Below are 25,391 nucleotides of genomic sequence, written 5' to 3' on the forward strand. Positions count from 1 at the left end.
AAAACACATGGCAAGCTATTTCCAGCCGTAGGCCTTCATCATCTTGTGGTAAATTTCCGTGTTGTGGTAGATGCCAGCAAACGCTTCCGAACCGGCTCCGAAAGCATACACCGGAACCATGGTAGCGGTGTGATGCCCAGTAGTGAACTTGGGCTCAAACTTCCACGGATCTTCTGATTCGGTGAGCGAATACCCGCCCGTTTCATGGTCAGCAGTAATCACCACCAGCGTATTACCATCTTTAGCAGCGAAGTCGAGCACTTTGCCTATAGCGTTGTCAAAGTCGATCATCTCAGAGGTGATATAGTCAGAGTCGTTGGAGTGCCCACCCCAGTCAATCTGAGAACCTTCTACGACCAAAAAGAAGCCCTCTGGGTCGCTGGCTAATTTTGGAAGCATCGCTTCTACCGCATCGCTCAAGATCGGCCCTCTGCCTTCTGCCACGGGAGCAGGCTCCCCATCAGCTATGAAATAGCCAATTTTCTCCGATGCACTACTTTTGAATGCCTCCAGGCTTTCTACAAAACTGAAGCCTTTTTCCTCCAAAGCAGGCAATATGCTGCTGCTGTCTTTGCGAGTGGCGAAGTACTTTCTTCCCCCTCCAACAAAATAGTTGAGAGGCGAATCGATCATGTCGGAAGCAATTTCCTCATGCATGTTTCTCGATGGCTGATGAGCATAAAAGGAACCCGGGGTAGCATGGGTAATGGTGCATACGACAACAAGACCTGTAGCAAGTCCCTTAGCTCCGGCTGTCTCCAGAATCGTTTCTCTCGAAGTTGAATCGGGCATAACACCAATGGCTCCGTTGTAGCTTTTCTCTCCAATGGAAAAAGCAGTTGCGCCAGCCGCTGAGTCGGTTATCAATGCATCGCTGGAAAAAGTTTTGCTTAACCCAACATATTGCACCCTCTCAAGATTAAGCTTGAAATCATTGGCAACCAAGCCTGCGGTGGCTTGTGTAAGCCCCATGCCATCACCTACCATGAAGATCACATTCTTCACCGCCTTTTTCTCAGGTTGAGTAGAAACCTCCTTTGGAGGATTGCAGGATGCCACTATTACTAACAGCAGCATAAGAATTCTTTTAGCTAGATACATTGATGTTTATTTGTTTGAATTGGAAGTTACTTTTTCAAATGACACAAAAAATTCGGCGCCATTTCCTTCTGTGCTTTCACACCACACCTCTCCGTTCATGGCTTCAGTGAATTTTTTCACCAGCGACAACCCAAGCCCGATGCTTTCCTCACCTCCCGTTGGCTGAGCACTTAGTCTCTGGTATTTTCCGAAAACCCTTTTCATATCTTCGTCACTCAACCCAGGCCCTTCGTCCTTCACCGAAGTGACAACCCTGTCAGCCTCAAACCGGAGAATCAACTTGATCTCTTTTCCTTCTGGAGAGTACTTCAGCGCATTGGAAAGTAGGTTCTCTATTATATTCCGGTAGATATTTTTATCAACCCTGGCGCAAGCTGGGTTTCCCACCAGTTCAGTAGTCAGTTTTAACTTTTTCTTGTCGGCATATAACCGGTAATTCTTCTTCTCCTCCTCAATAATTTCGCACAGGTCGACATTTTCAATATCCATATTGAAAGTCGAGTTTTCTATCGCTTCCGCATCAAGAATCTCGCTCACCATGAATTTCATTCTCGTAGTAGCCCGTTCCATAATGCTCAGATAGGAAACCATATCGTCGGAAAATGATTCCTTTTCGTAGTGCATAAGGTTAACCACCGACATGACCTGGTTGATCGGTGCTCTCAAATCGTGCGCTACCATGCCAATGATTTCATTTTTTTCTTCATTGATAATTTTCAGCTGTCGGTTCTTTTCTTCCAGTCTTTCGGTCTGGCGTTTGATTTCCTCCTGCTGAGCAATCAACTTGTTGTTTACCCTTTGCTTTGAAATGTAGTTTCGATAAAACACCAGTGCCAAAATGATCAGCAGTATAACCGCCGTAATCAGCCATTTGAGCTGAACGGACTGTGTTTCAAGTTCTGCTTCTTTCAATAGAATTTCACTGTCCTTCTTCTCTGATTCAAACAAAAACTGTAGTTCCGATATTTTGCGAACGGACCTAACGTCAAGCAGTGAGTCCTGAAACTTGGAATACAGCATATGGCTCTCAAGTGCCTTGTCATACCTGCCCACCCGTTGGTACACCTCCGCCAGGCTGTAGTAGGCTTCCATAAGCTCCTCAGTTAGCCTGATTCTGCCGCTTACCGTGGCTGCCAGCTTCGAGTAAAACAAAGCAGTTTCCAGGTCGTCTTTTGCAGCATAAGCCCGGCCCAGTTTATTGAGGTTGTCTGCCACCTCCAGCTGATTATTCATTGACTCTGCCAGCCTCAGGGCACGATTGTAGTACGATATGGCCTGGTCGTAGTCTGCCAGGTAGAGATACACATCGCCCAGGTTATTATAGCCATCGGTTACGCCGTATCCATTGTTTATTTTCAGATCAATTTCGAGTGCCTCATTGTACCGAAGAATAGCCGCATCGTAGTCTTTTTGATCTCTGAAAACATCGCCAAAATTGTTGATATTCTCCGAGACTAGTGCTGAATCTCCTATTTCGTTGGCCAAAGCAAAGGACAAATCATAGTTTCTGCTTGCTTCCTTGTAGTTCTTTTGCCTTCTGAAAACATCGCCGATGCTATTATAACATTCCGCTACGCTTTTTTTGTCCTTCTCAGATTCATGAAGTTGAAGCGACTCGTAAAAAGTCCTGTAGGCAAGCTCAAGCTGGCCTCTGTTCTGGTAATAGTTACCCTGTAGAAATAAAGCCCTCGCAACGCCTGCAGTGTAGTCGTACTGTCGGGAAACTTCCAGTGATTCGGTGATTAATGCCTGAGCGGAATCAGGCTCCGTTCTAAGGAAAACGCCGGCAAGATGGTTAATGCTGTCGACAAGCGAGACGTGATCGTGAGATGGTTTCGCCGGTTCCTGGTAAAAATGTCTCCCGAACAAGGGGGGCACCGACCCGCTCATTAAGAACAGTAGTATAAAAAGTATCTTCCTTCCTTTCATTGAACCATGGGTGCGCCTAAAATCGCTGACGGAACAAAAATAGCAATTATGATCCAGCACGGAGCAGAACTGTGATTAAAGGTTTGTGAAATCTTGGGATGGGAAGTGAAGAAAAAGCTGTTTCAAAGGTAGTTACCCGACCAACCTGATTGAAAGAAAGGCGCACTCTCAATATATCGACATTTGGTCTACTACCAAATTCGCAACTGCCTATTGAAACAGCTCTGTTGTAGTACCAAAAAAATTACTTCGTTTTCAGTGCCTTTTCAAGCTCGTCAATCATTTTCTTAGTAACGGCTTTGGGTTTGTCTTTTTTATATTTCACAAGTGCCTTCAAAGCCTTTGCTCCTATCTCATACAATCCAGACGAGTTTTGGTCATTCCTGAAACTTCCAAGTACCCAGTCCAACTCCGCTTGAATTTTCTCTTCAATCCCAAGTTGTGCGAGCTTCTCACGTGCCTCAACGCAAGCCATCTCAATTTTCTCATTAGCTGAAGTAGCCATAATTTGTAATGCTTAATAGAGTAATAATATCTTTAATAATTATGCACAAAATTAATCACTTCGTTAGATGAAATGCAAAGAAATGCGAGCAATATTAACAATGACTTAATTAAACAAACGATTTCGGCGGCATTTGTCAGGCGATTCTTCATTTCCAGGCGTCGCCACTCTTCGACACATTGCTTCGAAACAAGCACGTAACAGAAAAGAGAACAGCACTATTTGCACACTTGCAAGTGTGTTTGAATCAAACAGAATAAATTGGAAAAAAGCGAAGATATTATTTCCCTCGAGCTTCTGGTTTTTTGCCCATGGGAATCATGTAGGCCAAAGACACAAAGCCTACCAGGTGCTTGGAGCCGTCGGGGATAGTAGAAATGAGCCTGTTTGAAAAAATCATATCGCTGATGGTGACCTCAAGGCCTCCCTCCAGTTGTAGCAGCCCGAAGCTGAAAAGTCTGTTGAGCCCTCCCGATGCTCTGAGCCCATAGCCAATGGTTCGATCAACATTCGGGTCAAACCGATAAAACTCTTCACCATCTTTTACTACGCCCTGCAGTTCGTCCTTCTGATTGAGGAATATCTCCAGATAGGGGCCCATGTTCACAAAAAATTGAGTCTTTTGCTTTCCGAGATAGGCATTCATCAGCAAGGGGATCTCCAAATAATTCATTTTGGTGGTGTAAAAACCAGAGTCGAGAAGTTGTTTGTAGCCCTTCTCGATGTAGTTCACTTCCATTTGAATGCCCGCATGTTCCGCCAGAAAGAGTTTTCCTACGGCACCATATTGTTTACCGTAAACAAAACTAGTTTGCATAATCACAGGCCTGAACGTGTCGCTGAAAAGCACTTCACTGAAATGCGCACCCCCACGCAAGCCAAAATAGCCCCATGCGCCTCCTTTACTGCTGCCGGTGGGCGCTGTAGCCGTTTCATCAATTTCCTGGCCCGATACAGAAACCCCGGACAGGCAAGCCGCAATGAAGATCAAAATCCGAAAAAACCTCATTTGGATTCCTTTTAAATTAAAATGTCTCAAAGGCAAGATTTATTGTCTTTCCCATGAGACATTCATACGTACCAAAAACCTGTAAAGAGTTTATGACTCCTTTGGGCTCTGGATTTTGGTTTTCTCATTCTTCTCTTTAGCTGGCCTGGAATTGCCGTGAGAAGCAATTGTAATTTTTCCTTTTCTCGTCTTTTTATCTCCTCTTCCCATTGTAATTATGTTTTGCGGTGCAAATTTAAGTTGAAGTGCAATATTAGCAAATTTTAGTGGTTCCTTCACGACGAATGTACCATTGCCCTCTACCATTACCGGTTTCCGGCCATGAACCCGCAACTTCCTTTCACAATTTCCATAGCCGGAAGGGAATAAATTCCTGTAACGGATAGTTTCGCAGAAACAGCAAGGAAATTAAAATGAGCAACTCCGAAGCCAACGCATCCCGCAAGGCGCAAGCAAAAGTGTTGAGAGTTTTCCGAAAGGTGCATCGCCTAACTGGCGCATTCCTCTTCGTATTCTTCTTCTTTGTTTCCATATCAGGCCTGCTGCTCGGGTGGAAAAAACATTCGGGCGACTTGATCCTGGCCAAAACCCGAACCGGGCAGTCAGCGAACCAGCAGGAATGGAAACCAATGAGTGAAATAATGACAATTGCCAAAACATACCTTCACGACTCCATAGACGCCTCGCTTTCCCCTACAATTGACAGGCTTGACATCCGGCCCGACAAGGGGATAGTGAAAATCTTGTTTACTGATCATTATCAAAGCCTTCAGATCGACTGCACCACGGGGGAGGTGCTGCATACCGAAACCAGATTATCAGATTTGATCGAGCACATCCACGACGGTTCTATTGTCGACGATGCTTTTGGATGGCAGAAAGGCCTTTTTAAGCTTACATACACCACAGTCATTGGCCTCGCTCTCCTAGTGTTTACAATCACCGGTTTTTGGCTCTGGTATGGGCCGAAAGCCATGAGAAAGCAAACAAATAAGGTGCACGCATAGTTAGCAAAATATCGAGCAGATGATTAAATTTTCCATCAAAAAAGAGTAGGATGGCTAAAGCAAATGCGGCCCTGATTCAGGCGATTCGTCGGACGGCCGAAAAACTAAAAAAGGGCAACGACTATATGTGGGGCCATATGGGAAGCTGCAACTGCGGCAATCTGGCCCAGGAAATCACTCAGCTGACCAGGGCCGATATCCATGCCTATGCGATGAGAGGCCATGGCGACTGGTCGGATCAAATCAACGACTTCTGTCCCACCAGCGGCATGCCAATGGACTTGCTCATTAGCGAAATGCTGAGCGCAGGACTTGACAGGGAAGATCTTGTGCATCTGGAAAGGCTTTCTGACCAGGAAGTGCTTGGCAAGCTTCCCCTGACGGATCGGAACCTCCGCCACAACCACAGAGACGATGTGGTAAAGTACCTGACAACATGGGCATCAGCTTTGGAGGATGAACTACTCGACAAAGTGAATATTTCCGATGCTACTCAGCCCTCGCTGCAAAAGCTACCTCTTCTTTAACGGATAGTAAAAAAAGAAACAGTCTTTGCTCTTGAATTTTTGATTGGGAAAAATCGCCCAGTCGGCAATTCGCCCTTCAAATTGAAGCCCAGCCTTTTCCAGCACCCGCTTCGAGGCGGTATTGTCCACATCGCAGCAGGCCCACAGGCGGTACACCCAAACCTGGGCAGCAAACCACGGCAGCATTTCGTTCAGCACCTCCACAATAAAGCCCTTGCCCCAAAACGCCGGGCCAAGAATATAGCCAAAAGACACTCTGCCTTTTTCATTGATAAAGCCAATTGAGCCAACAGGGGTGCCACTCAGGTCGAAAATCAGGTAAGTGAAGTCAGTGCCTGCATTCCAAGCTTGTAGGGCGTAGTCCACAAAAGGCAGCGTATCTTTTTCTACGGACTTGTGAGTAGGCCACGATATGTATCTGGTCGATTTTTTAACCGATGCATAAGTATTGAACACGTGGGGCGTGTCAGTGGGCACAATCTTTCTTATTTTCAGTCTTTCTGTCTCAAACTGTTCCTTCACTTGAGGTGTGGTCATTGTTACCAATATTTCACTTAAGATTAAAAAATAATTTCGATAGTTGTAAACCACCAACCATACCTTGCTTCCAAACAACAGGATATGGAAGCAGAAAGAGAACTCGACGATTTATACTCTGACCTGTGGGACAACACATACGAAAAGACGGTGGTTGTAACCAGCGAAGACACAGACGATGATGACGACGACACATTTTACGATGTGTCGGTTAGCAGAGAGAGCAGTTACAGAAGAATAGACGATCTGTAGTTTCCATTTCATACCTTTACCCCAGGTATGAAAGACATCATTCATCAATATTATAAAAAGGAGCTTGAGGGCTTCAAAATACTGGTTCAGATCAATCCGGAGAGCTTTAGGGGCACAGAACTAATTGTCCATGCCAATGGGCAGATAGAAAAAACCAAAAGGGTATTCGACAAAGATATTTTCGAAGACCTGGCGGCGGATGAATTCAAAGAAGGAAGCCCTCTCGAATTTAATCTGTACCTCAAAGGCCTGGTGGAATAAGGCAATCCGATCAAAGTTTGTTTTCTATTTGATTTTACCATTAATAATTCCATAACTTTGCAGCGGCAAATCGGTACGACCAGCTCCTGCTGAATCCCCCAGGTCCGGAAGGAAGCAAGGGTAAGCGGTTGTAGCGGTGCGATATTCGGTTTGCCATTTTTTATTTCCCTCCTTACAATTTAGCAGAGATTAACTAGCTTTGTAAGCATTCTTAAAACCCCCTCATACTATGCAATTTTTCATCGATACAGCGAACCTTAGCGAGATTAAAGAAGCCAACGACCTGGGCGTGTTGGATGGTGTAACCACCAACCCAAGCCTGATGGCCAAAGAAGGCATTACAGGCAAAGAAAATATTCTGGCTCATTACAAAGCCATTTGCAAGATTGTGGATGACAACGTAAGTGCCGAAGTTATCTCTACCGACTTCGAAGGCATGATGAAGGAAGGAAAAGAGCTTGCCAAAATTGATGATAAAATTGTTGTAAAAGTGCCGATGATCCGTGACGGCGTGAAAGCCATCAAAGCTTTCTCTGCTGAGGGCATCAGAACCAACTGCACATTGGTATTTAGCTCAGGCCAGGCTATTCTGGCGGCGAAGGCTGGAGCCAGCTATGTGTCTCCTTTCATCGGAAGACTCGATGACATCTCTCATGACGGGCTTGACCTGATTGAGCAAATGGTGCAGATTTACACCAACTATGCTTTTGAAACGCAGATCCTGGCTGCATCGGTTCGCCACACCATGCACCTGATCAAATGTGCTGAAATAGGCGCCGACGTGGTTACCTGCCCGCTGAATGTTATAACAGCGCTGCTGAAGCACCCGTTGACTGACAGCGGTCTGGAGAAATTTCTGGCCGACTACAAAAAAGGCAACTCCTAACAAATGAGTGTCTCAGCAGTTGTATCTTCATCTACCATTGAAGATATGTATATTATCAAAGTGAAAGGCAAGGCCAAAATTCCAGACTACATCCAGCTGAGGGATGATAATTTTGTGCTTATTGCCTATTTCAGGGCTGACAGGCCTTTGAAAAATATTGAAAAGTACGGATTGGAGGGGAAGGAAGAAGCACTTCAAAAATTGATCACTGAGCTGCCTTTTGGCAAGCTCCAAAAGCTAAGCCTCTGAAAATGTCATTTAGTTCTGAACCCGTTGTTGCGATAAGTAATGCTACTGTGTTTCAGGAAAACAGCACGGTGCTAAATGACATTACATTTGAGATTGAAAAAGGCGAGTTTGTTTACCTGATTGGAAGAACAGGAAGCGGAAAGTCATCTTTGCTAAAAACCCTCTACGCCGACCTTGCTTTAAGGCTTGGCGACGCCACAGTGGCAAGTCACTCAATCCGAAACATCAAAAGTTCAAAAGTACCTTACCTTCGCAGGAAAATAGGCATCGTGTTTCAGGACTTTCAGCTTTTCAGCGACAGAACCGTCTCCGAAAACCTCAACTTCGTGATGAAGGCCACCGGATGGACTGACCGGTCCAAAATGAAGGCCCGTGAGTCGGAAGTGCTGATGAAAGTGGGTCTGGGCTCAGTAGGCAACAAAATGCCTCACCAGCTTTCGGGTGGCGAACAGCAGCGGGTGGTGATTGCCCGGGCGCTGATCAACGAGCCTGCTATACTGCTGGCCGACGAGCCTACGGGTAACCTTGACCCGGACGTTTCTGATGGCATTTTCAAACTCTTTCTGGAAATCAACAACAGCGGCACGGCCATTCTGATGGCGACTCACAACCACGCCTTTCTGAAAAAATATCCGGGCCGGGTGCTCAAATGTGAGGCCGGGCGCTTGCTCGATTCCAAAAAAGATAGCTTCAGTCTCTCCACAGAAGACCTATAAGACTACCTTATTATCCTTTTTCCTCTACCCCCCCGACTCCTGCTATTTTGCAGGCAACTCACTCCAAAAACTTAGCCCATATTCATCTTCAGAACAACAAGGTGATATAGGTGAATAAGACAGTGGAAACAATTGATTAAAAATGTTGTTTCCCAAACATGCATTGCTTCATTTAAAGAATTCAAAGCCGTGTTTCTTTTTCCCGTTTATTTTCATTATACTTTCATGCCATAATTCAACATTAGATATCATCTTAAAAGATGCAAATCGTTAGATTCTGATTTCTTCCACAAAGAATCAAATCTTATTCGCTTACAGTAAAAATGACCCAAATTAACTATAAAATTCTATTTGACTCCCTTCCGGGCCTCAACTTAATCTTATCCAAAGAGCTGATAATCATTGACCTCACGGACTCCTATGCTGCTGCCACAATGACCAAGAAAGAGGAAATAATAGGAAAGAACATATTTAAGGTATTTCCAGCCAATCCTGATAACCCTGAAAATGATGGCCCTTCAGCCTTGAAGAAATCTCTTTCATTTGTCTTAAAAAACAAGAAACCACATAATATGGGAGTGATAAAATACGACATCCCAATGATAGATGGCACCTTTGAAGTAAGGTACTGGTGTCCTGTGAATAAACCTGTTCTGAACGAGAAAAATGAATTGATTTGTATTGTGAACAAAGTGGAGGATGTAACCGACTACATCAACCTGACAGAAGAGGACAAGAAGACAAAAGAGCTAACAAGCAATTTAAACAGCACTGTGCATGAAATGGAAGTCGAGATTGTCAAACGATCAAAAGAAATTCAGCTACTAAATGAGACCCTTGAAAAGGAAGTGGTTAAACGCACAAAAAAAATTGAAAAAAGCAAAAAAGAGCTTCTTGCCAAAAACGCCATCCTGGCTCAACAAAATAAAGAACTAGCCCAGTTTGCCTACATCACTTCTCACGATTTACAGGAACCTTTGCGCTCATTACTAAGCTTGGTTGAACTCCTTAAAAATGACCTTGTCGGCAATCTTAATGAGCAAACCAGCCTCTATTTAAAATATATCGTTGAATCATCCAACAGGCTGAAAGAATTAGTCAAAGGGTTGCTTGATTACTCAAGAATTGGCAAAGACAGGCAAATGGAGGTGGTTGATTGTGATGCTATACTACATGGAGTGCTGGCCGACTTAGCTGTTGTTATTGAAGAAGCCGGAGGCGTAAATATTACCTCGACCCCCTTGCCAAAAATAAGAGGTTATAAAGTGGAACTGCGACTCCTATTTCAAAATTTAATTGCAAATGCTATTAAATTCAAAAAAACAGGCAGCAGACCTGCAATAAACATATCAGCTCAAAGAAAAAATCGCTCCTGGCAGTTCTCGGTAAAAGATAACGGGATCGGCTTTGAGAGCGAGCACAGCGAAACTATTTTTATGATTTTTAAACGCCTTCATAACCGGGACGAATACCCAGGTACCGGCATTGGGTTGGCGCATTGTAAAAAAATTATCGACCTGCACGCCGGAAAAATATGGGCAAAACCCAGGCCTGGCAGGGGCAGTACGTTTTTTTTCACAATACCAATAACTTAATTGATATGCATCGTAAACTGAAAAACATCTTACTAGTTGATGATGATCACTCGACTAATTTGATCAACAAAATGGTTATCCAAAAAGCTGAAGTTGCAGACAATATAACCATAAGGTTAAATGGAAAAGAGGCAATGGAATATCTCTCTGCCGATGCGCTGAATGATGGCTTAACACCGCCCGATTTGATTTTCCTTGATATCAACATGCCGGTAATGGATGGGTGGACTTTCCTCGAAAGGTACAGGGGACTTCGGGCAGATCAAAAAAGCGATATAGTACTGGTGATGCTAACCACGTCGCTTAACCCGGACGATCGATCAAGAGCAGAGAGCGAACCAATTATATCCGGATTTAGAACCAAGCCATTATCGATCGAGATGGTTCATGACATTGTAGGCGACTATTTCCCAAGCAGGTAATAAACGGTCGTAAATTGATGCTAGCTCACCAAGCACCAAAAGGCCTGAAAAAAAGCCACTGTGATTGGCGTTCTCAGGTTCAAAAAAGAGCTGCTGTTTTTGAAACGGCAAAAAAAACTTAAACGGTTTATGCACCCGTGGGTGGCAAACTTAACCCCTTTGACAGCCCCCACGAGGTAGTAATAAGAGAAACCCCTGGAAGAAACCGGCATCAAACTGTCTTACATGAGCCATTGTGGAATCCTTGTAGAAACTTCGCCTACAAAATACAGACGGTGCGGCTTTGTGTACATGGCAGACATTGCCCGTCTGCCTCCTCCACCCAGCAATGGAGGGCACCCTTGAGTAGATAGCACTTGCCAGCGTGCCTGACATGCCTACACCCGAGCCAGAATGGCATATCTACCAGCCTGTGATGGACAGCAGGCCATTTGCTTTCCGGGGCAATTTCAACGAAAACCTTGAGTTGCTGAGAATGACTGAGTACATTAAAGGAAAGGTGATCTTTTCAACGTAGCCCCCATGCCACAGCTTATCCAGGCAAAAACCATCCTCAGCAAACCCAAAAGGCGTGACCCCTGGTTTCTGGACGACTACACCATCAACCCTTATAGCGGCTGCTCCTTCAACAGCCTGTTTTGCTATATCCGAGGCAGCAAGTACGGTATCCATATGGAGGAAAAGCTGGCTGTGAAGCAAAATGCTGCAACACTCCTCGATAAAGCCCTTTTCCTACTTGCCCGAAAGGTCAGTACGGCTACATTGTGCTGTCGTCGGCCACAGACCCTTACCTACAGATTGAAAAAGACACCAGGATCACCAGGTCAGACCTTATTGTCAGAGATTTTGATTTGCCAGAGGGAATAAAAAGCAAGGCTATTTTGCCCGATGACCTCAAAGGCAAAGCACCCCCGGATCTGCTCATCACGTTTTCAATTTCCACAATCAATGATACCATTGCTTATATTTTTGAGCCCGGCGCCACTCCACCCTCAGTAAGGCTCGGGGGCTGGAGTTCAGGCTTTCACACCGGTATAAGCCTCATGCCGCTTCTGCCCTACATTTCTGACACCGGCAGGCACCTTCTCAAATGATGAGCAGTTTTCAAAAAGTAGGTGAACGGTACGTAATGCCTGCCAGCCTGACCCTTTTTGGCGACGGGCCTTCCGATCGCAAAATGCTCGTGACAAGGGCTGTTAGCAAGTACTTCCCTGACCTAACGGAGAATTACCACAGCTTTTTTGAAGGGAAAAACTGTAATGGCCAGATTACTATCTGGATGCGCTGCTGAAGAAGATGAAGGAGCTGTCGGCGCATTACGGCTTACCCGACAGAATTATTGATCAGCCTCAAAAGAATGCTGAAGTTGATTCGGAAGCTCTATCGTAATTGTTGTGCCCCTGTCAGGCTCGGAGCTCAACGCTATACTACCCTTTAGCCTGGCTACGGTTTCTTTGACGATATACAAACCAAGGCCAGCTCCTGACTCACCCATTTTAAAAAACATGTCAAACACCTTCCTGGTATATTCGGGTTCTATACCAATCCCATTGTCTTCCACAATAATGACCGCCTTCTCTTTTCCAACCTTGACCCCAATCCTGATAAACGGAGGCTCCTCCGTTCGTTTTTTTGAAAATTTGATGGCGTTGGAAATGAGGTTATCAAAAATAAAAGCCAGCCTGAGTGTATCAGAGTGAAAATCTGTGGTCTGATCGATCTCTTTCTTGATACTAATGGCATCAAACCTTTCCATGTACCTGAAATTAGAGATGCTTTCATCAATCGCCGTAACGAAAACCACCTCTTCACTCTCAAGAGCTTTCCGGGTGTTCTGTGAGTAGTCGAGAATGCCTCGTACAGTATGATCGAGCTTCACAATGCTTTGCTCCATCAAACTGAGGTATTTTTCTATTTCGGAAGGCGACACGCCATTCAGCTTAGAGAGCTGAATAAGGCCCAGCACTGAAGTGAGGGGGGCCCTGAGGTTATGGGAAACCCTGTACACAAAGCTATCAAGCTCTCCGTTGAGTTTGGTAAGCTCCTTGTTTTGTTCTCTCAGTATCTCTTCAGCTTCTTTTCGCTTCCTCTCCTCTTCCCGTTGATTGAGTGCGCTAAATATGGCCGAAGAAAGACGTGTAAGGTTGCTTTTGAGTATGTAGTCATCTGCACCCTGCTTAATACACAGTACGGCGAACTCTTCAGACACCGTGCCTGTAACCAAAATAAATGGGATGTTATCTGTTTTCTCCCTGCAAATTTGCAGGGCTTCCGTTGAATCAAATTGCGGAAGCTGATGATCGGACAACACCACCTCCGGACAGAAATCCGTCAGCTGCCGGACATAATCATCCCTGTTGTCCACAACAACGTCTTCAAAAACAACGCCTTGCCTCCTAAGATTGATCTTTAAGAGATCAGCATCCTCTTCGAAATCCTCCAGGATCAATATTCGCAAAGAACTGGGTTTGCTCATTGGTCAGTTTGGTTCGGGTTGCCCGGATAGTAGTTTGTTCTCAGCCAGAAATCGCCAACGCACAGCATCTCCTGTTTGAATCTCTCAAACTGCACGTGTTTCCTTACGAAACCATTTACCCCGAGGGAGTAAGACTCCCGTACTACGTTATCATCTCCACAGGATGACATGATCACGATAGGGATATGTTTTTTTAGTTCGTCTTGTTTTATCTTTCGTAAAACTTCCAGCCCACCCACCTTCGGCATGTCCAGGTCAAGCAACATGAGAACGGGGAGCCTTCTGAATGAAGTTGAAAAGAAATAATCCAGCGCTGCCGCACCATCAGAGAAATGCACAACGCTCTTGATCAACTTTTCCGATTTGAGCACTCTGGTAGTGAGTTCTGCATCTTCCTCACTGTCATCTACAATTACCAAATAAGGTTCTCCGTCTGTTTCAGCTATCATCTTTTGTATTTTTGGTAGGTATACTAAAGTAAAATGTTGCGCCTTTGCCCGGGCTAGATTCTGCCCATATATTCCCTCCGTGCCTGGAAACGATCCGATGACTCAAGGCCAGGCCCACTCCTGTGCCATCGTATTCCTTCGCACTATGCAGCCGCTGGAAAACACCAAATAGTTTATCATAGTAGGCCATGTCAAACCCCACGCCGTTGTCCTTTATGAAGTACACCTGCCGGTGTGATTCGGAATAACAGCCAAAGGTTAGCTCAGTTCTGTAAACTTTGGAAGAGTATTTGATCGCATTTGAGATAAGGTTGTACCAAACCTGCCGTATCGTTTTTTTATCCCCCCAGGCATCAAGCGCTATTTCATTTTTCAAGAAAATCCTGGGGTCATCGTTCCTTACCTCCATTTCTTCCAGCACACTTTGCACCAAGAAGTTCATGCTAAAAGTTGATTTTACCAACTCCTTCCGGCCGAGGCGTGAAAAGTCCAGCAAATCGTCGATGAGCCGGGCCATTCGGACAGCATTTCGCATTACAATGCTGATCAGTCTTTTACCCTCGTCGTCAAGTTTATCATTGTACTCTTCTGCAATAATCTTCGTATAACTATCAATTGACCGCAACGGTGCACGTAAGTCGTGTGAAACGGAGTAACTAAATGCTTCCAGCTCGGCATTCAAAAAATGAGCCTTTTCTTCTGCCTGTTTTCTGGCAGTGATATCGAAGATAGAAGCACGATCCTTGATAAATTTTCCATTTCCGTCAACTACAGCCGTTGCATTCAATATAGCTGGGAAAGAAGTACCGTCACTTCTAACAAGCTCGAATTCAACAGCATCCGCCCTCCCGCCTTCTTTGAACAGTTGGAAATTCGATCTGAAAACCTCCCGCTCTTCCTCCTTCAGAAAATCTGAGAAATTCTTCTTGTATACTACCTCATCCTTGTTGTACCCCAGCCAGCGTAACAAAGTATTGTTTATTTCAATAAAATAACCCCTGTCGTCAAGAGAATGATAGCCACAAGGAGCATTATCGTACAGATCCCTTATCTCTTCGGAGCGCTGTCGTAGCGCATTTTCAGCAGCCTGACGCTCCTTCATCCGGCCTCGAAAAATATATAGTGTAATGATAATGATCACCAGAATAATCAACCCAAAGGCCACATACAATTGGTAGAACTGGCGATTGGAAGCGTTAGCAAGACTCACCCGCCTGCCTAGCAGGTCTCTTTCACGGCTCTTCATACCCTCCGACACCCGCCTGATGGCATCGGTAAGCCGCTTTCCTGTCAGCGAATTTCTATTCGGCGGAGCTGGAAGTTGGCCAATACCCGCACTTTCCATGGTTCCCAATGCAATCTTTTGCGCTATTAGCTGTCCCAGAGTATCCAAACTTCCAAGCTGCACGGCATTGTCGGCTACCAACTTTTTCAGGCTATCCAAGTGTACGGCAATATCCCTGCTCCTTTGCTTGTAGGTATCCTCAAAGGATTTTTCTCCATAAAGCAGGAAGCCACGTCGACTCGACTCAATTTCAAGAAGATTTGAATAAATCCCTTCAATTTGAAAAAGCACTTCTTGTGTGTGCGACACTTCAAAGGTGATGGAGCGAAATTGTGACATATTCCGGTAGGAAAAGAACATCGTAACAACCAGAAGCAAAAGTGCCGTCACAAAGCCCCCAATAATACGTTTGTCAACTTCCGATAGCATCTTTCTTCTCTTCAAAGCGGCAGAATAAAACCGGCGTTTTAGCCAATTCCACTGTTATTCTGCCTTAACTATTAACCTTTCGTAAAAATATTCCATACCACAAAAAGTCAGCTAAAAGTGATATGGGATAATTATTTATAATAAAAATTGCAAAATACCAACAAATAAGATAAATATTACCAGATTGAAAACGCCGAATTACTTCTGGCACCTGTTATAAATCTACAGAATTTACGCAAACAAGTTCCAACCACCCATCAATTAAGACGATGCGTTTCATCCCATATTATTGAATACCAGCTATTAACACAAGTAACTTTTCTATTTGAAAAAGCAATAGTCTTCAATTTTTGCCTTGAAAAAAATGTAGCCTCATTGCGGCTAAATATGACTAGCACCGATGGAGGCAATACTTCTGAAAAAAACATGGAACTTGCTAGTCACCATGCGAACGAAAATGCTACCTGGCTCCATAATCAACTGACTTATGGCCGTTGGTCAAATCCGTTGTTCAAAACTTGAAATAAGGTTTTACTTTTGCCCGAACCTCTTAAACAATACCCCCTACTACGTGAAGCATTTTTTACTCCTGGTGACGCTATTCAGTTTAACATGGCATGTCACTTTAGCTCAGAAAAAAAACGAAGACTACAAACTCCATATCCAAAAGGCCTCTTCACCAATAGTTATCGACGGTGACATGGACGAACAAGCCTGGCTCGATGCGGATGTGGCCACCGATTTCTTCAGTATCCTGCCCATGGATACCAGCTTTGCAAAGGTGCGCACCGATGTGCGCATGACCTACGACGAGCACACCCTCTATCTGATAGCCACTTGTTTTCATGGGCCAATAGAAGGCCCGTACTACGTGGAGTCACTGCGGCGGGACTTTAGCTTCGGGAAGAACGACAACTTCCTGCTGTTCATGGATCCGTTCGACGATCAGACCAATGGCTTCAGTTTTGGTGCCAATGCGGCTGGTGCCCAATGGGATGGCATTATGTACAACGGGGGTTCGGTAGATCTCAGCTGGGACAACAAATGGACCTCGGCGGTGAAAAATTACGACGACCGCTACGTGTTCGAAATGGCTGTGCCTTTCAAAAGCATCCGATACAAAAATGGCATCACCAACTGGGGTATCAACTTCAGCAGGCTCGACCTGAAAACGACTGAGAAGTCGAGCTGGGCGCCTGTGCCAAGGCAGTTTCCAAGTGCTTCGCTGGCTTACACCGGCATACTCGTTTGGGACCAGCCGCCACCAGCAGCGGGGCCTAACATCTCGGTGATTCCCTACACACTCGGTCGTGTGACGAAAAACTATGAAGAAGGCACCGACGCCGACGTGACCGGCGATGTGGGAGCCGATGCCAAAATAGCGCTCACCTCTTCCCTCAACCTCGACCTTACTATCAACCCCGACTTCTCGCAGGTGGATGTAGACAGGCAGGTAACCAACCTCGATCGCTTTGAATTGTTTTTCCCGGAACGCCGACAGTTTTTTCTGGAAAACGGTGACCTCTTTGCCAATTTTGGCTACTCTTCCATTCGCCCGTTCTTTTCCCGGAGAGTTGGCCTGGGAGTGCCTATTCAATTCGGCGCCAGACTGAGTGGAAGAATTAACCGCAACTGGCGGATTGGATTGATGGATATGCAAACGGGAAAGGTTGAAAAGACCGCCCTTCCGTCGCAAAACTTTGCCGTGATGGCGTTGCAACGCCGGGTGTTTGCCCGTTCTAATATAGGCTTCCTGTTTGTGAACAAAGAGTCGATCAACTACACGCCTGATCTCAGCTCGGATAAGCCGGTTTACTCGCAGTACAACCGCAACATGGGCCTGGAGTATAACCTGGCCACGTCAAACAACAAGCTGACCGGCAAAGCACTCTTCCTTAAGTCGTTTAGCCCCGACGTGAAAGGGCAGGACTTCACCCAGGCTGCCAACCTGCAGTACTCCGGGAGGAAACTGACAGTGGCATGGCAGCACGAATATGTGGGCAAAAACTTCACGGCCGAAGCTGGTTACGTGCCCCGCAAAAATTTTATTCGCCTTTCGCCTCAGGTGAGCTACAACTTCTTCCCAAAGGGCAAGCTACTGCTCAGCCACGGCCCTACGCTTGGTACTTACACCGTGTTCAAACCTGACTTCTACCTGACCGACAACACCCTTTTTGGTAGCTACAATTTTGTTTTCAGAAAACAAGAGAAGTTCACCGTATGGAGAGGCTACGATTATGTGGAGCTGCTATTTCCATTTGACCCCACCAACTCAGGCAAGGACAGTTTGCAAACGGGCAGCAAGCACAATTGGGCCTCGTGGGGTACAGAGTTCAGCAGTCGGCCACAAAGTGTTTTCACCTACGGGTTCAGCACCCGCTACGGTGGTTACTACAACGACGGCACAAGGTTCAACTTCACCACCGATATTGGCTACCGGTTCCAGCCCTACGTAAGCATTGCCCTAAGCTCGAGCTACAACAAGATTGTGATGTCGGAGCCATGGAACACCACCAAGTTCTGGCTGATTGGCCCACGCCTCGACGTGACCATGACCAATAAGCTCTATCTCACGGGCTTTTTGCAGTACAACGATCAGCAGGACAATGTGAACCTGAATGCACGGATTCAGTGGCGCTATGCTCCGGCGTCGGATTTGTTCATTGTGTATACCGACAATTACCTGCCCACGCCCTATGAGCCTGGCCTGTTCAATGTAAAAAATCGGGCCATCGTGCTGAAGTTTACTTACTGGTGGAATATTTAACCCAACAAAAAAGCCGGCTGTTACACCGGCCTTTGTTTTACCTTAACCCTAGTTTTTAAAACTATTCGGCTGTGTCAGTTGCTTCGACATGGCCGCCCCAATAAGCGCTTCCAGGGGAGTGCCGCCTTTACCGTCGTTCCCCATAATCATCGTTTGAGGGAAGTTCAGCTTGGCTATTTCACCTGCCACACCAATGGCAGTCTTGTATTCCCATTCGGCCCTTTCTTGTGGCGTAAGACCAGCCGTTACCAGTTTGGCGTTTTCATAGGCCTGTGCATCGGCTGCCACTCTTCGCTGCTCTGATTTCAGCCTTTCAGTTTCCAGAGCGATAGCTGCCAGCTCTTTGTTCGTGCGCTCCTGCTTCAGCTTGGTTTCTATCGAAATCAGCTGCTTCACCTGCTCCTTTTCCTGCGTTACCCGCTCGGCTGATTTGTCTCTTTCACCTTCAGCAATGATCCTCGACTGTGCGGCTTTGGCAGTTTCTACCTTCTGCTGCTCAATCTGCCGCTTGGCCGACTCATCACGTTGTGCTTCGAGTCGCTGCTTGAAGGTGGGCTCCAGCTCCACATCATCCACAATCACCTGCGACACTATGATGTTGTTCTCCGTCAGCTCATGCGGAATTCGTTTCGGTACACCATTCTCCAACACTTTCTCCACTGTGTACCTGGCACGTATTTCCTTGATCGTCCGGTCTTCCCTGTCCATCTGTATTTCGTTGAAAACAGTATCTTTCGATTCTATCTTGATCACCGCATAGGCTCCATCCTTCAACTGCTCATCCAGCGTCTGCCTGAAGCTTTGTGCCTCACCCGAGATGTAGTCCTGCGCAGCGAACATATAGCCAGTGTTGTTGGTCTGCTCCCTGATCGTTGGTATCAGTGTGTTCTGCACCAGGTTATCCATGCTTCGGTATTTGATAGCGATGTTGATGAAGTCCTCCTCGTTGGAAGGCAACTGGAACCGGCCTGAGATCATCACAGTGGCCGTTACCTGATCGATAAAGCGGATAGGTATCGGACGCATTACGCCCTCTATCTCCTTGCTGTCGGCTCCTTCAGCCAACACCTTCACGTCAATGAACTTTTGCCAGGGAGTGATTTTCGCAAAACCTCTCCATTTTATACCCTGATCCATTTCCACCCCGGTGTTACCTGTGGGGTAGACCAGGAAGTACTGATAACCCGGCTCTGCCCAGAAAAACATGTACGGCATGGTGGCCAAAAGAGCGCCTGCCAGAACGGTGGCCAATGCTGTTCCTCGTGAAAAGAGCATAAAAAAAGCCGGTAACCGGCTGTCTGAATTTGGATCGCTAAATGACGACATTCGCCCCGACAGCGCAGATTTAAAGAAGAGCATCAAAAGCCCGAAGATAATTGCCAAAATTCCCAAGATTGTCATAGTTTTATGGTTTTAAGTTTAACATTCATTTCAATATATTATACTGAATATTTAATATAAATGTTTCTATAATTTCGATGAACTGATATTTTTAAACGATTATTCTGAATATGTAAAATATCATAGAATTTTATCTCACAGGCATATTACTCTGAATATAAGCATATTACAATATGACTTTTCGAAGGTAACCCGTGCTGAAAAAATATTTCTTCTTTCATCGAAATCAGGTTCACCTTTAACGTCACCCACTTTCTATCTGGTCACTTTGGAGCGCAATGCTTTCGTTTTGCATCCTATTCTCACTGCGTTTACAGGGAATCATGAGAGTACAAGTATTTCAATCCAATTGATATGACTGTAGTTTCCAAGCGTATTTTTTTGAAATAGATGATTCATTACATCTTTATTATTTCTATTTTGAAGAAATAATTATTTAACTATTACAACCAAACCAACCTAACTATGAAAAAGATAGCATTCTTTTTTCTGTCAACCTTTCTCCTGGCAGCATGCTCACAAACAGAAAAAACTTCCGCCACCGATGAGGATACAGTGGAAGGCGTGGCCAGCTCCGACGAAAGCGAAGCAGGCGCACAGCCACTCGCCGCAGTGTGCGTGTGGGACAACCTCTCCGTAAGAGCTGAGCCTAACTCAAAAAGCAAGTACATCACCTCGATCAGCATTGGGGAAACACTGACCCTGCTGGGAGAATCTGCCGTTGACTCTGCCGACAACAACCGTACATATGCCAAAGTAAGCCTGGCCGATGGCAAGGAAGGCTGGGCACAGAGCCTGTTGGTGATTGAGGGAGGCATGGCTGCTGTGTTCACCGACGATGTTTCAATTTATAAAAGACCCGACCTGCTCACCAAGTCCGACAAAAGCTTCAGCCAAATGGACATCGTAGCCATCAAAAGCCTGCAAGATGACTGGGCGGAAGTTGTTGGCAAACGCAATGAAGGCACCTGGATAGAAACAGGCTGGGTGAAAAAAGAGAATTTGTCGCCAAAGCCTGTTGATATTGCTGCCGCCAAATTTGGCAGGATCGCACTGAACGAAAAAGACATGGCAAAGAGAAAGCAGGCCATTTCCGACATTGTAAACAATCCTGATTTCTCTGGCTCGACATTTATTCCAAGGCTGGAGGGCGAGTTGGAGGGAATGGATATTGACCCACTGGCTGAGCCGGCCGACAGTGTTAGCACAGGGCAGTAGTTCCCACTTTTATATGGCCCGCTCTACCGGGCGGGCCATATATTTACTTCTTTTGTGGAGTGATGCAAAAGCTATATACTTCAGGCGATTGGTCGTTCTTCCTCAGTCAATCATTCCACCCCAGGTTTCTGGCGCCAACCGAACACTACGTGCAATGGAAGCTCACCAACGACTGGGACGACTACAATGAGCTGACCCATGCCACCCGTTTTTTTGATGAAGCGCAAAAGAAACCCACCCTGGAGGTAGATTCACACTTGCTAATGAAGGGGGGAAAACTGAAGGGCGCTCTTTTCATCCTGCGTGGCGAGCTGGCAACTATTGAATCGAGGTATCCGATACCGGAGCCGGAAAAATCTCTTATCCTCAAATACTTCCACATCATGGAGCGGGGCCAGGGCATTGGCCAGCGATGGCTGAAAGAGGTCATCATACCCTACTATGGAAAGCTGGGCTTCGCCGATATCTACCTTAGCTCCAGCCACCCAAAGTCGTTTGGCTTCTATGAGAAGTTTGGAAAGGAAATAGCCACCTACACATCAGCAAGTGACAATGGGTTGCTGACAAGGGAGGGAAAGTGTTTTAGGGTAGCGATTGGGTAGTAAAAATACGGTCGAAAGCAGAGCATTTCACCAAGAGGGCAAATAAAACACCTTTCGTACCTTAAGCCTTATCAAATGCCAGGGACATTGCACCTTGGTTCACTGAAAACAAGTCTGCGAAAATGAAAGAGTCAATGAGAGAAACTTTATGGAAGCAGTTCGGTGCCAGCATCGACATGCTTGAAAATTCGCTGAAAATGTGCCCTGCTGAGCAATGGGATACTGGCAACAAATTCTGGTACGTGGCCTATCACTGTCTGTTCTATCTCGACTACTACCTCACGCTCAACCCAAAACAATTTTCGCCCACTCCTCCATTTACGCTCTCTGAGTTTGATCCGAAAGGTGCCATGCCCGACGAGGTGTACAGCAAAGACGAGTTGCTTGACTATTTGGAAGCTAGCCGGAAAAAATGTTATGAGTTGATCGCCAGCATGACGGAAGATATTGCCGACCAGAGGTGGGTGAACGACTACAAGAACTATTCGGTTTTTGAGATGCTGCTCTACAACATGCGGCATGTACAGCACCACGCAGCTCAACTAAACCTGCTCCTGCGTCAGACAATTGAGGACGCACCAAAATGGGTGTCGCAGGCCAGGGCAGGCTCGTAATATGCCTTTTCTGGTCGAGGCTATCTTCCTGCCAAATCACTATCATTCTACGAATACTCATCTATTTCAGGCAGTTCCTCATTTACTGAAATTCGAGGGTGAACTTACCTTATTTTAGTTTCCGCAAACATCACCAGTCTTATGAAAGCTCGGCTTCGAGAATATTTAGTGCTTGTCGCTTTGCTGGTCGACTACCCCGAGCAGTTAAAAATTGTGGAAAATAAATGTTCCCTTATGCAGTCAAAGTCCTGATACAGGCACTTATTCCAGGAAGTCGATTGGAATTGGGCATTGGCACAAGAAACACCGCCAGCCAGGCTAAGACAAAAGCGGAACTACTCTAAAACAAGTTGGCAGTACAGATAAACCCCGTGTCATTTTGATGCGGGGTTTTTATTTACTTCACTACAGGTAACCAATTGCGTACCCAGTGAACAAAAAAAGGCATCTCAGCTCACACTGGCACGACGTCCCTCTCCTGATGTTAACCAAGCGGCAGCTCAACGGTAAACTCTGTGCCAGCGCCCAGTTCACTTTGGAGATGAATTCTTCCTCCCAGCGATTCCACTTGCGTCTTGGTCATAAACAGCCCTACTCCCTTTCCTTCGACGCTTTCGTGAAACCGTTTGTACAGCCCAAAAACCTTCTCACCATTGGTTTTGAGGTCGATCCCCGTGCCGTTGTCTTTGAAGGTAAGCACGGTATACCCGTTTGACTGATCACTTTTTATGTCGATAGTCAGCGGTTGATCACGTTTTCTGTACTTAATACTATTGGTAATGAGGTTATGAAAAATGCTATGCAGATAGCTCTTTAAACTGTACACTTCATCTGTTTTTGAAAAATCGATATTTATCCATATATCATTATGCCCCTGCTCATGCCCTATCATCAATTGAATTTCTTTCACCAGCCCACGCAGGCTTATTTTTTCCTTTGTTTGGGTGAGCTGCTGACGCACCTGCAATACCTGATCCAGGTCTTTGATCACCTGATCGAGCTTTTTTGTGGTGGACTCCATGGAGGTTAAGCACATCTGAAAGGACTGCTCGTCGAGTGCCGAGGACTTTAGCAGCCCTGAAAGCCCAAGTATATTGGCCACCGGCCCCCTCAAATTATGTGAAACAATATAAGTAAACTGCTCAAGTGCTACATTTCGTTGCAGCAGGTCATTGGTGATTCTATCCCTTTCCTTTTCAAGCAGTGTTTGAGTAGTTATGTCTCTCATGGCCCCCACCATTCGCTCCGCCTGGCCCTGGCTGTTGCGAATAATCAGGCCCCTATCGCTTACATAGGCCAATTCGCCATTTTTCCGATAAAACCGATACTCATCTTCCCACACATTTGCTCGGGGATCCTCTATGCAGCTCATCATGTGCTGGTGCACACGAGCCTGATCTTCCTCATGCACCTGTTCTATCCATCCATCCTTGAGCATTTCATCGGCTACGCTTATCCCTCCAAATACTTCAATGAAAGTATTTGAACGATACACCATGTCATCCATCAGGTTCCAGTCCCAAATCACATCTTTCGTAGCCCTGGTGACCAACTCGTACCTCTCATTGCTCACCTTGATTTGTTCAAGATGATTCTTCTCTTTCGTGATCTCATGGGTGGCTACGCTCATGCCGATGAGTTCATTATTTTCACTAACAATGGGGTGTATACTTACTGAAAACCAGCATTCCGGGCGGTCAGCATTTGCGTAGTGGGACTCGTAGACCAACTTTTGCTTTGAAAGCGCTACACTTTCCAGTGCTTGCCTTACTATTTCCTTCCTGCCTGGCAGCACAATGTCTTCATATTTGGCACCAATTGCCATGGTGTTGCCTGCTTCTCTTTTAGTTAGTTCATCAGCTTGCCGGTTGAACAACAGAATCTTTCTCTCCTTGTCAAGCAGCACAAATGCTGTATCGGTGTTTTCCAGTACATTTTTAAAATTGGCCTTGGCCTCTTCCAGTGACAGAGATGCTCGCTTCTGCTCGGTTACGTCCTGCAGTATCCCGATCACCTTCACTGGTCTGTTGCGCAAGCCATTGATGATTATCTCGCCACGGCCAACTACATGAAGCAACTGGCCCTGCCTGGTAATCACTCTGCATTCTACCTCAAAAGGCGACGATGCTGCCATAGCTTCCCCAACTACTGCGTGCACTCTTTTCCTGTCTTCCGGATGGAGGTGCGAAGTGATCACATTGACGTCAGGAACAATCTCCCCTGGCTCATAGCCAAGAATGCGATAACACTCATCAGACAACCGAAGAGGGCCGACCAGTGAATTCGGCGACTGCTGAAGGCCCATCTCCCAGCTACCCACCCTGGCAATGCGCTGAGTCATGCTAAGATGAGTCTCCTTATTCTGTATCTCCTCCTGGGCTCTTTTTTGGTCTGTAATATCGTGCACTATAGCAATCAGCCGCAGAGGCTCGCCACTTTCCTCATCACGCACGAGCGTTCCCCTCTGACAGACGAAGCACTCGCTACCATCCTTTCTGATCAGCCAGTGTTCCATCCGGCAATCTTCTCCCGATACAATCATTTGCCCAAGCGTGGCCTCCACCAACCTTTTGTCGGCAGGCAGCAAATGAGCAAAATAGAGCTCCAGGGTCACCGGTACCTCATTTTCGGTGTACCCGAAAATCCCGTACATCTCTTCTGACCAAACCAACTGTCCTCTCAGGGGGTTCTGGCTGTCCAAAGTCAATTCCCAGGTACCCATACTGCCGATTTGCTGCGACACGAGAGAGCGGATTTCTTCGCCAGGCAGCTGCTTTTCAAAATTTTCGTAGGTTTCGTTAACGGCCTGCAAGAGCCCCTCCAGATTCCGGGGCGTAGTTTCACCCGCAGGAAGAAACTGCTCAAGCTGCCGCTGTAAAAGCATGTTCAACTGACCAGGTTTTAGTAAATCAGGAGCCTGACGGTCGTTCTCCTCGGGTATATACATAGTGGTTGTACGAAAATTCTTTACAGAACTTTTAAAGAAAAAAAACTTGATGGTTCCAGGGGGAAAGCAATTGCTACCGAAAGCCCGCTCACAATTTTAGAGAAATTAGCTGAACGAGCAAACATAATGGAAAGGTATAGTTCCAGCCATAACTACATAAAGCCTAACAAAGGGTTGAGTACTTTAAACGCCGGTACTACCTGGAAA

General features: G+C 45.9%; 26 protein-coding genes and 1 other RNA gene. 17 read left to right on the forward strand and 10 right to left on the reverse strand.

Translation table 11 applies throughout. From position 1 onward, the window contains the following. Nucleotides 1-15: 15 nt before the first annotated feature. From AAC052_RS01965 to AAC052_RS01980, 4 genes are all read right to left on the reverse strand, one after another. The gene (locus AAC052_RS01965; RefSeq protein ID WP_317490205.1) at nt 16-1,101 is read right to left on the reverse strand and encodes an alkaline phosphatase; all 1,086 of its coding nucleotides are present in this window, start codon (nt 1,099-1,101) and stop codon (nt 16-18) included. Between the two features lie 6 nt (nt 1,102-1,107). Further along, complete coding sequence (locus AAC052_RS01970; RefSeq protein WP_317490204.1) at nt 1,108-3,030, reverse strand: tetratricopeptide repeat-containing sensor histidine kinase; 1,923 nt, start codon at nt 3,028-3,030, stop codon at nt 1,108-1,110. A 244-nt stretch (nt 3,031-3,274) separates the two neighbouring features. Next, entirely contained in the window at nt 3,275-3,535 is a 261-nt protein-coding gene (locus AAC052_RS01975) for a hypothetical protein (RefSeq protein WP_317490203.1), read from the reverse strand. Nucleotides 3,536-3,815: 280 nt separating this feature from the next. Then, complete coding sequence (locus AAC052_RS01980; protein WP_317490202.1) at nt 3,816-4,544, reverse strand: porin family protein; 729 nt, start codon at nt 4,542-4,544, stop codon at nt 3,816-3,818. Between the two features lie 413 nt (nt 4,545-4,957). On the opposite strand from AAC052_RS01980, the gene AAC052_RS01985 reads away from it, so the two are divergent. Further along, the gene (locus AAC052_RS01985; RefSeq protein WP_339810524.1) at nt 4,958-5,551 is read left to right on the forward strand and encodes a PepSY domain-containing protein; all 594 of its coding nucleotides are present in this window, start codon (nt 4,958-4,960) and stop codon (nt 5,549-5,551) included. A gap of 50 nt (nt 5,552-5,601) precedes the next feature. Then, nucleotides 5,602-6,078: a hypothetical protein gene (locus AAC052_RS01990; RefSeq protein WP_339810526.1), complete on the forward strand. Its 477-nt coding sequence runs from the start codon at nt 5,602-5,604 to the stop codon at nt 6,076-6,078. On the opposite strand, the gene AAC052_RS01995 is transcribed toward AAC052_RS01990, so the two are convergent. Continuing rightward, nucleotides 6,064-6,615 carry a GNAT family N-acetyltransferase gene (locus tag AAC052_RS01995; RefSeq protein ID WP_339810528.1) on the reverse strand — a complete coding sequence of 184 codons (552 nt, stop codon included), beginning with the start codon at nt 6,613-6,615 and terminating at the stop codon, nt 6,064-6,066. The genes AAC052_RS01990 and AAC052_RS01995 overlap by 15 nt on opposite strands. A gap of 84 nt (nt 6,616-6,699) precedes the next feature. Between AAC052_RS01995 and AAC052_RS02000 the strand changes: the two genes are divergently transcribed. The 11 genes from AAC052_RS02000 to AAC052_RS02050 all read left to right on the forward strand — a co-directional run bounded on the left by AAC052_RS02000 (nt 6,700) and on the right by AAC052_RS02050 (nt 12,287). Further along, nucleotides 6,700-6,867, forward strand: coding sequence for a hypothetical protein (locus AAC052_RS02000; RefSeq protein WP_339810529.1), 168 nt, complete (start codon nt 6,700-6,702; stop codon nt 6,865-6,867). A gap of 27 nt (nt 6,868-6,894) precedes the next feature. Further along, nucleotides 6,895-7,128: a hypothetical protein gene (locus AAC052_RS02005; protein WP_339810531.1), complete on the forward strand. Its 234-nt coding sequence runs from the start codon at nt 6,895-6,897 to the stop codon at nt 7,126-7,128. Between the two features lie 62 nt (nt 7,129-7,190). After that, nucleotides 7,191-7,288, forward strand: an RNA gene (gene ffs / locus AAC052_RS02010) — signal recognition particle sRNA small type. Between the two features lie 69 nt (nt 7,289-7,357). Next, nucleotides 7,358-8,014: a fructose-6-phosphate aldolase gene (fsa, locus tag AAC052_RS02015; RefSeq protein WP_152000509.1), complete on the forward strand. Its 657-nt coding sequence runs from the start codon at nt 7,358-7,360 to the stop codon at nt 8,012-8,014. Between the two features lie 45 nt (nt 8,015-8,059). Next, complete coding sequence (locus tag AAC052_RS02020; protein ID WP_152000535.1) at nt 8,060-8,263, forward strand: fructose-6-phosphate aldolase; 204 nt, start codon at nt 8,060-8,062, stop codon at nt 8,261-8,263. A 2-nt stretch (nt 8,264-8,265) separates the two neighbouring features. Next, nucleotides 8,266-8,979, forward strand: coding sequence for an ATP-binding cassette domain-containing protein (locus tag AAC052_RS02025; RefSeq protein WP_339810532.1), 714 nt, complete (start codon nt 8,266-8,268; stop codon nt 8,977-8,979). A gap of 434 nt (nt 8,980-9,413) precedes the next feature. After that, a complete protein-coding gene (locus tag AAC052_RS02030) occupies nt 9,414-10,574 on the forward strand; it encodes an ATP-binding protein (RefSeq protein WP_339810534.1) in 1,161 nt (386 codons plus the stop codon). Nucleotides 10,575-10,579: 5 nt separating this feature from the next. Continuing rightward, the gene (locus tag AAC052_RS02035) at nt 10,580-10,996 is read left to right on the forward strand and encodes a response regulator (RefSeq protein ID WP_339810537.1); all 417 of its coding nucleotides are present in this window, start codon (nt 10,580-10,582) and stop codon (nt 10,994-10,996) included. 373 nt (nt 10,997-11,369) lie between these two features. Further along, nucleotides 11,370-11,513, forward strand: a complete 144-nt coding sequence (locus tag AAC052_RS02040; protein WP_339810539.1) for a hypothetical protein — start codon at nt 11,370-11,372, stop codon at nt 11,511-11,513. 5 nt (nt 11,514-11,518) lie between these two features. Continuing rightward, entirely contained in the window at nt 11,519-11,863 is a 345-nt protein-coding gene (locus AAC052_RS02045; RefSeq protein ID WP_339810542.1) for a hypothetical protein, read from the forward strand. A gap of 223 nt (nt 11,864-12,086) precedes the next feature. After that, nucleotides 12,087-12,287, forward strand: a complete 201-nt coding sequence (locus AAC052_RS02050; protein WP_339810544.1) for a hypothetical protein — start codon at nt 12,087-12,089, stop codon at nt 12,285-12,287. 45 nt (nt 12,288-12,332) lie between these two features. Here the strand turns inward: AAC052_RS02050 and AAC052_RS02055 are convergent, their stop codons facing one another. The 3 genes from AAC052_RS02055 to AAC052_RS02065 are packed head-to-tail and all read right to left on the reverse strand — an operon-like array spanning nt 12,333 to nt 15,650. Further along, complete coding sequence (locus AAC052_RS02055) at nt 12,333-13,472, reverse strand: hybrid sensor histidine kinase/response regulator (RefSeq protein ID WP_339810546.1); 1,140 nt, start codon at nt 13,470-13,472, stop codon at nt 12,333-12,335. Next, the gene (locus tag AAC052_RS02060) at nt 13,469-13,921 is read right to left on the reverse strand and encodes a response regulator (protein WP_339810548.1); all 453 of its coding nucleotides are present in this window, start codon (nt 13,919-13,921) and stop codon (nt 13,469-13,471) included. Before AAC052_RS02060 ends, AAC052_RS02055 begins: the two co-directional genes overlap by 4 nt. Next, nucleotides 13,911-15,650, reverse strand: coding sequence for a CHASE3 domain-containing protein (locus AAC052_RS02065; protein ID WP_339810549.1), 1,740 nt, complete (start codon nt 15,648-15,650; stop codon nt 13,911-13,913). The genes AAC052_RS02060 and AAC052_RS02065 overlap by 11 nt, the downstream gene beginning before the upstream one ends. 556 nt (nt 15,651-16,206) lie before the next feature. Here AAC052_RS02065 and AAC052_RS02070 point away from each other — a divergent pair. After that, nucleotides 16,207-18,402 carry a DUF5916 domain-containing protein gene (locus AAC052_RS02070; RefSeq protein WP_339810552.1) on the forward strand — a complete coding sequence of 732 codons (2,196 nt, stop codon included), beginning with the start codon at nt 16,207-16,209 and terminating at the stop codon, nt 18,400-18,402. Between the two features lie 48 nt (nt 18,403-18,450). Here the strand turns inward: AAC052_RS02070 and AAC052_RS02075 are convergent, their stop codons facing one another. After that, nucleotides 18,451-19,803: a hypothetical protein gene (locus AAC052_RS02075; protein WP_339810554.1), complete on the reverse strand. Its 1,353-nt coding sequence runs from the start codon at nt 19,801-19,803 to the stop codon at nt 18,451-18,453. A gap of 465 nt (nt 19,804-20,268) precedes the next feature. Here AAC052_RS02075 and AAC052_RS02080 point away from each other — a divergent pair, with 465 nt between their 5' ends. From AAC052_RS02080 to AAC052_RS02090, 3 genes are all read left to right on the forward strand, one after another. Further along, nucleotides 20,269-21,021, forward strand: coding sequence for an SH3 domain-containing protein (locus AAC052_RS02080; protein ID WP_339810555.1), 753 nt, complete (start codon nt 20,269-20,271; stop codon nt 21,019-21,021). A gap of 62 nt (nt 21,022-21,083) precedes the next feature. Beyond that, nucleotides 21,084-21,623 carry a hypothetical protein gene (locus AAC052_RS02085; protein WP_339810558.1) on the forward strand — a complete coding sequence of 180 codons (540 nt, stop codon included), beginning with the start codon at nt 21,084-21,086 and terminating at the stop codon, nt 21,621-21,623. A 134-nt stretch (nt 21,624-21,757) separates the two neighbouring features. Further along, on the forward strand, nt 21,758-22,237 hold the full coding sequence (locus AAC052_RS02090) for a DinB family protein (RefSeq protein ID WP_339810559.1): 480 nt from the start codon (nt 21,758-21,760) through the stop codon (nt 22,235-22,237). A 484-nt stretch (nt 22,238-22,721) separates the two neighbouring features. On the opposite strand, the gene AAC052_RS02095 is transcribed toward AAC052_RS02090, so the two are convergent. Then, a complete protein-coding gene (locus tag AAC052_RS02095) occupies nt 22,722-25,184 on the reverse strand; it encodes a PAS domain-containing protein (protein WP_339810561.1) in 2,463 nt (820 codons plus the stop codon). Nucleotides 25,185-25,391 lie beyond the last annotated feature (207 nt).

It is taken from the genome of uncultured Imperialibacter sp. (assembly GCF_963974565.1).
GTDB lineage: Bacteria > Bacteroidota > Bacteroidia > Cytophagales > Cyclobacteriaceae > Imperialibacter > Imperialibacter roseus.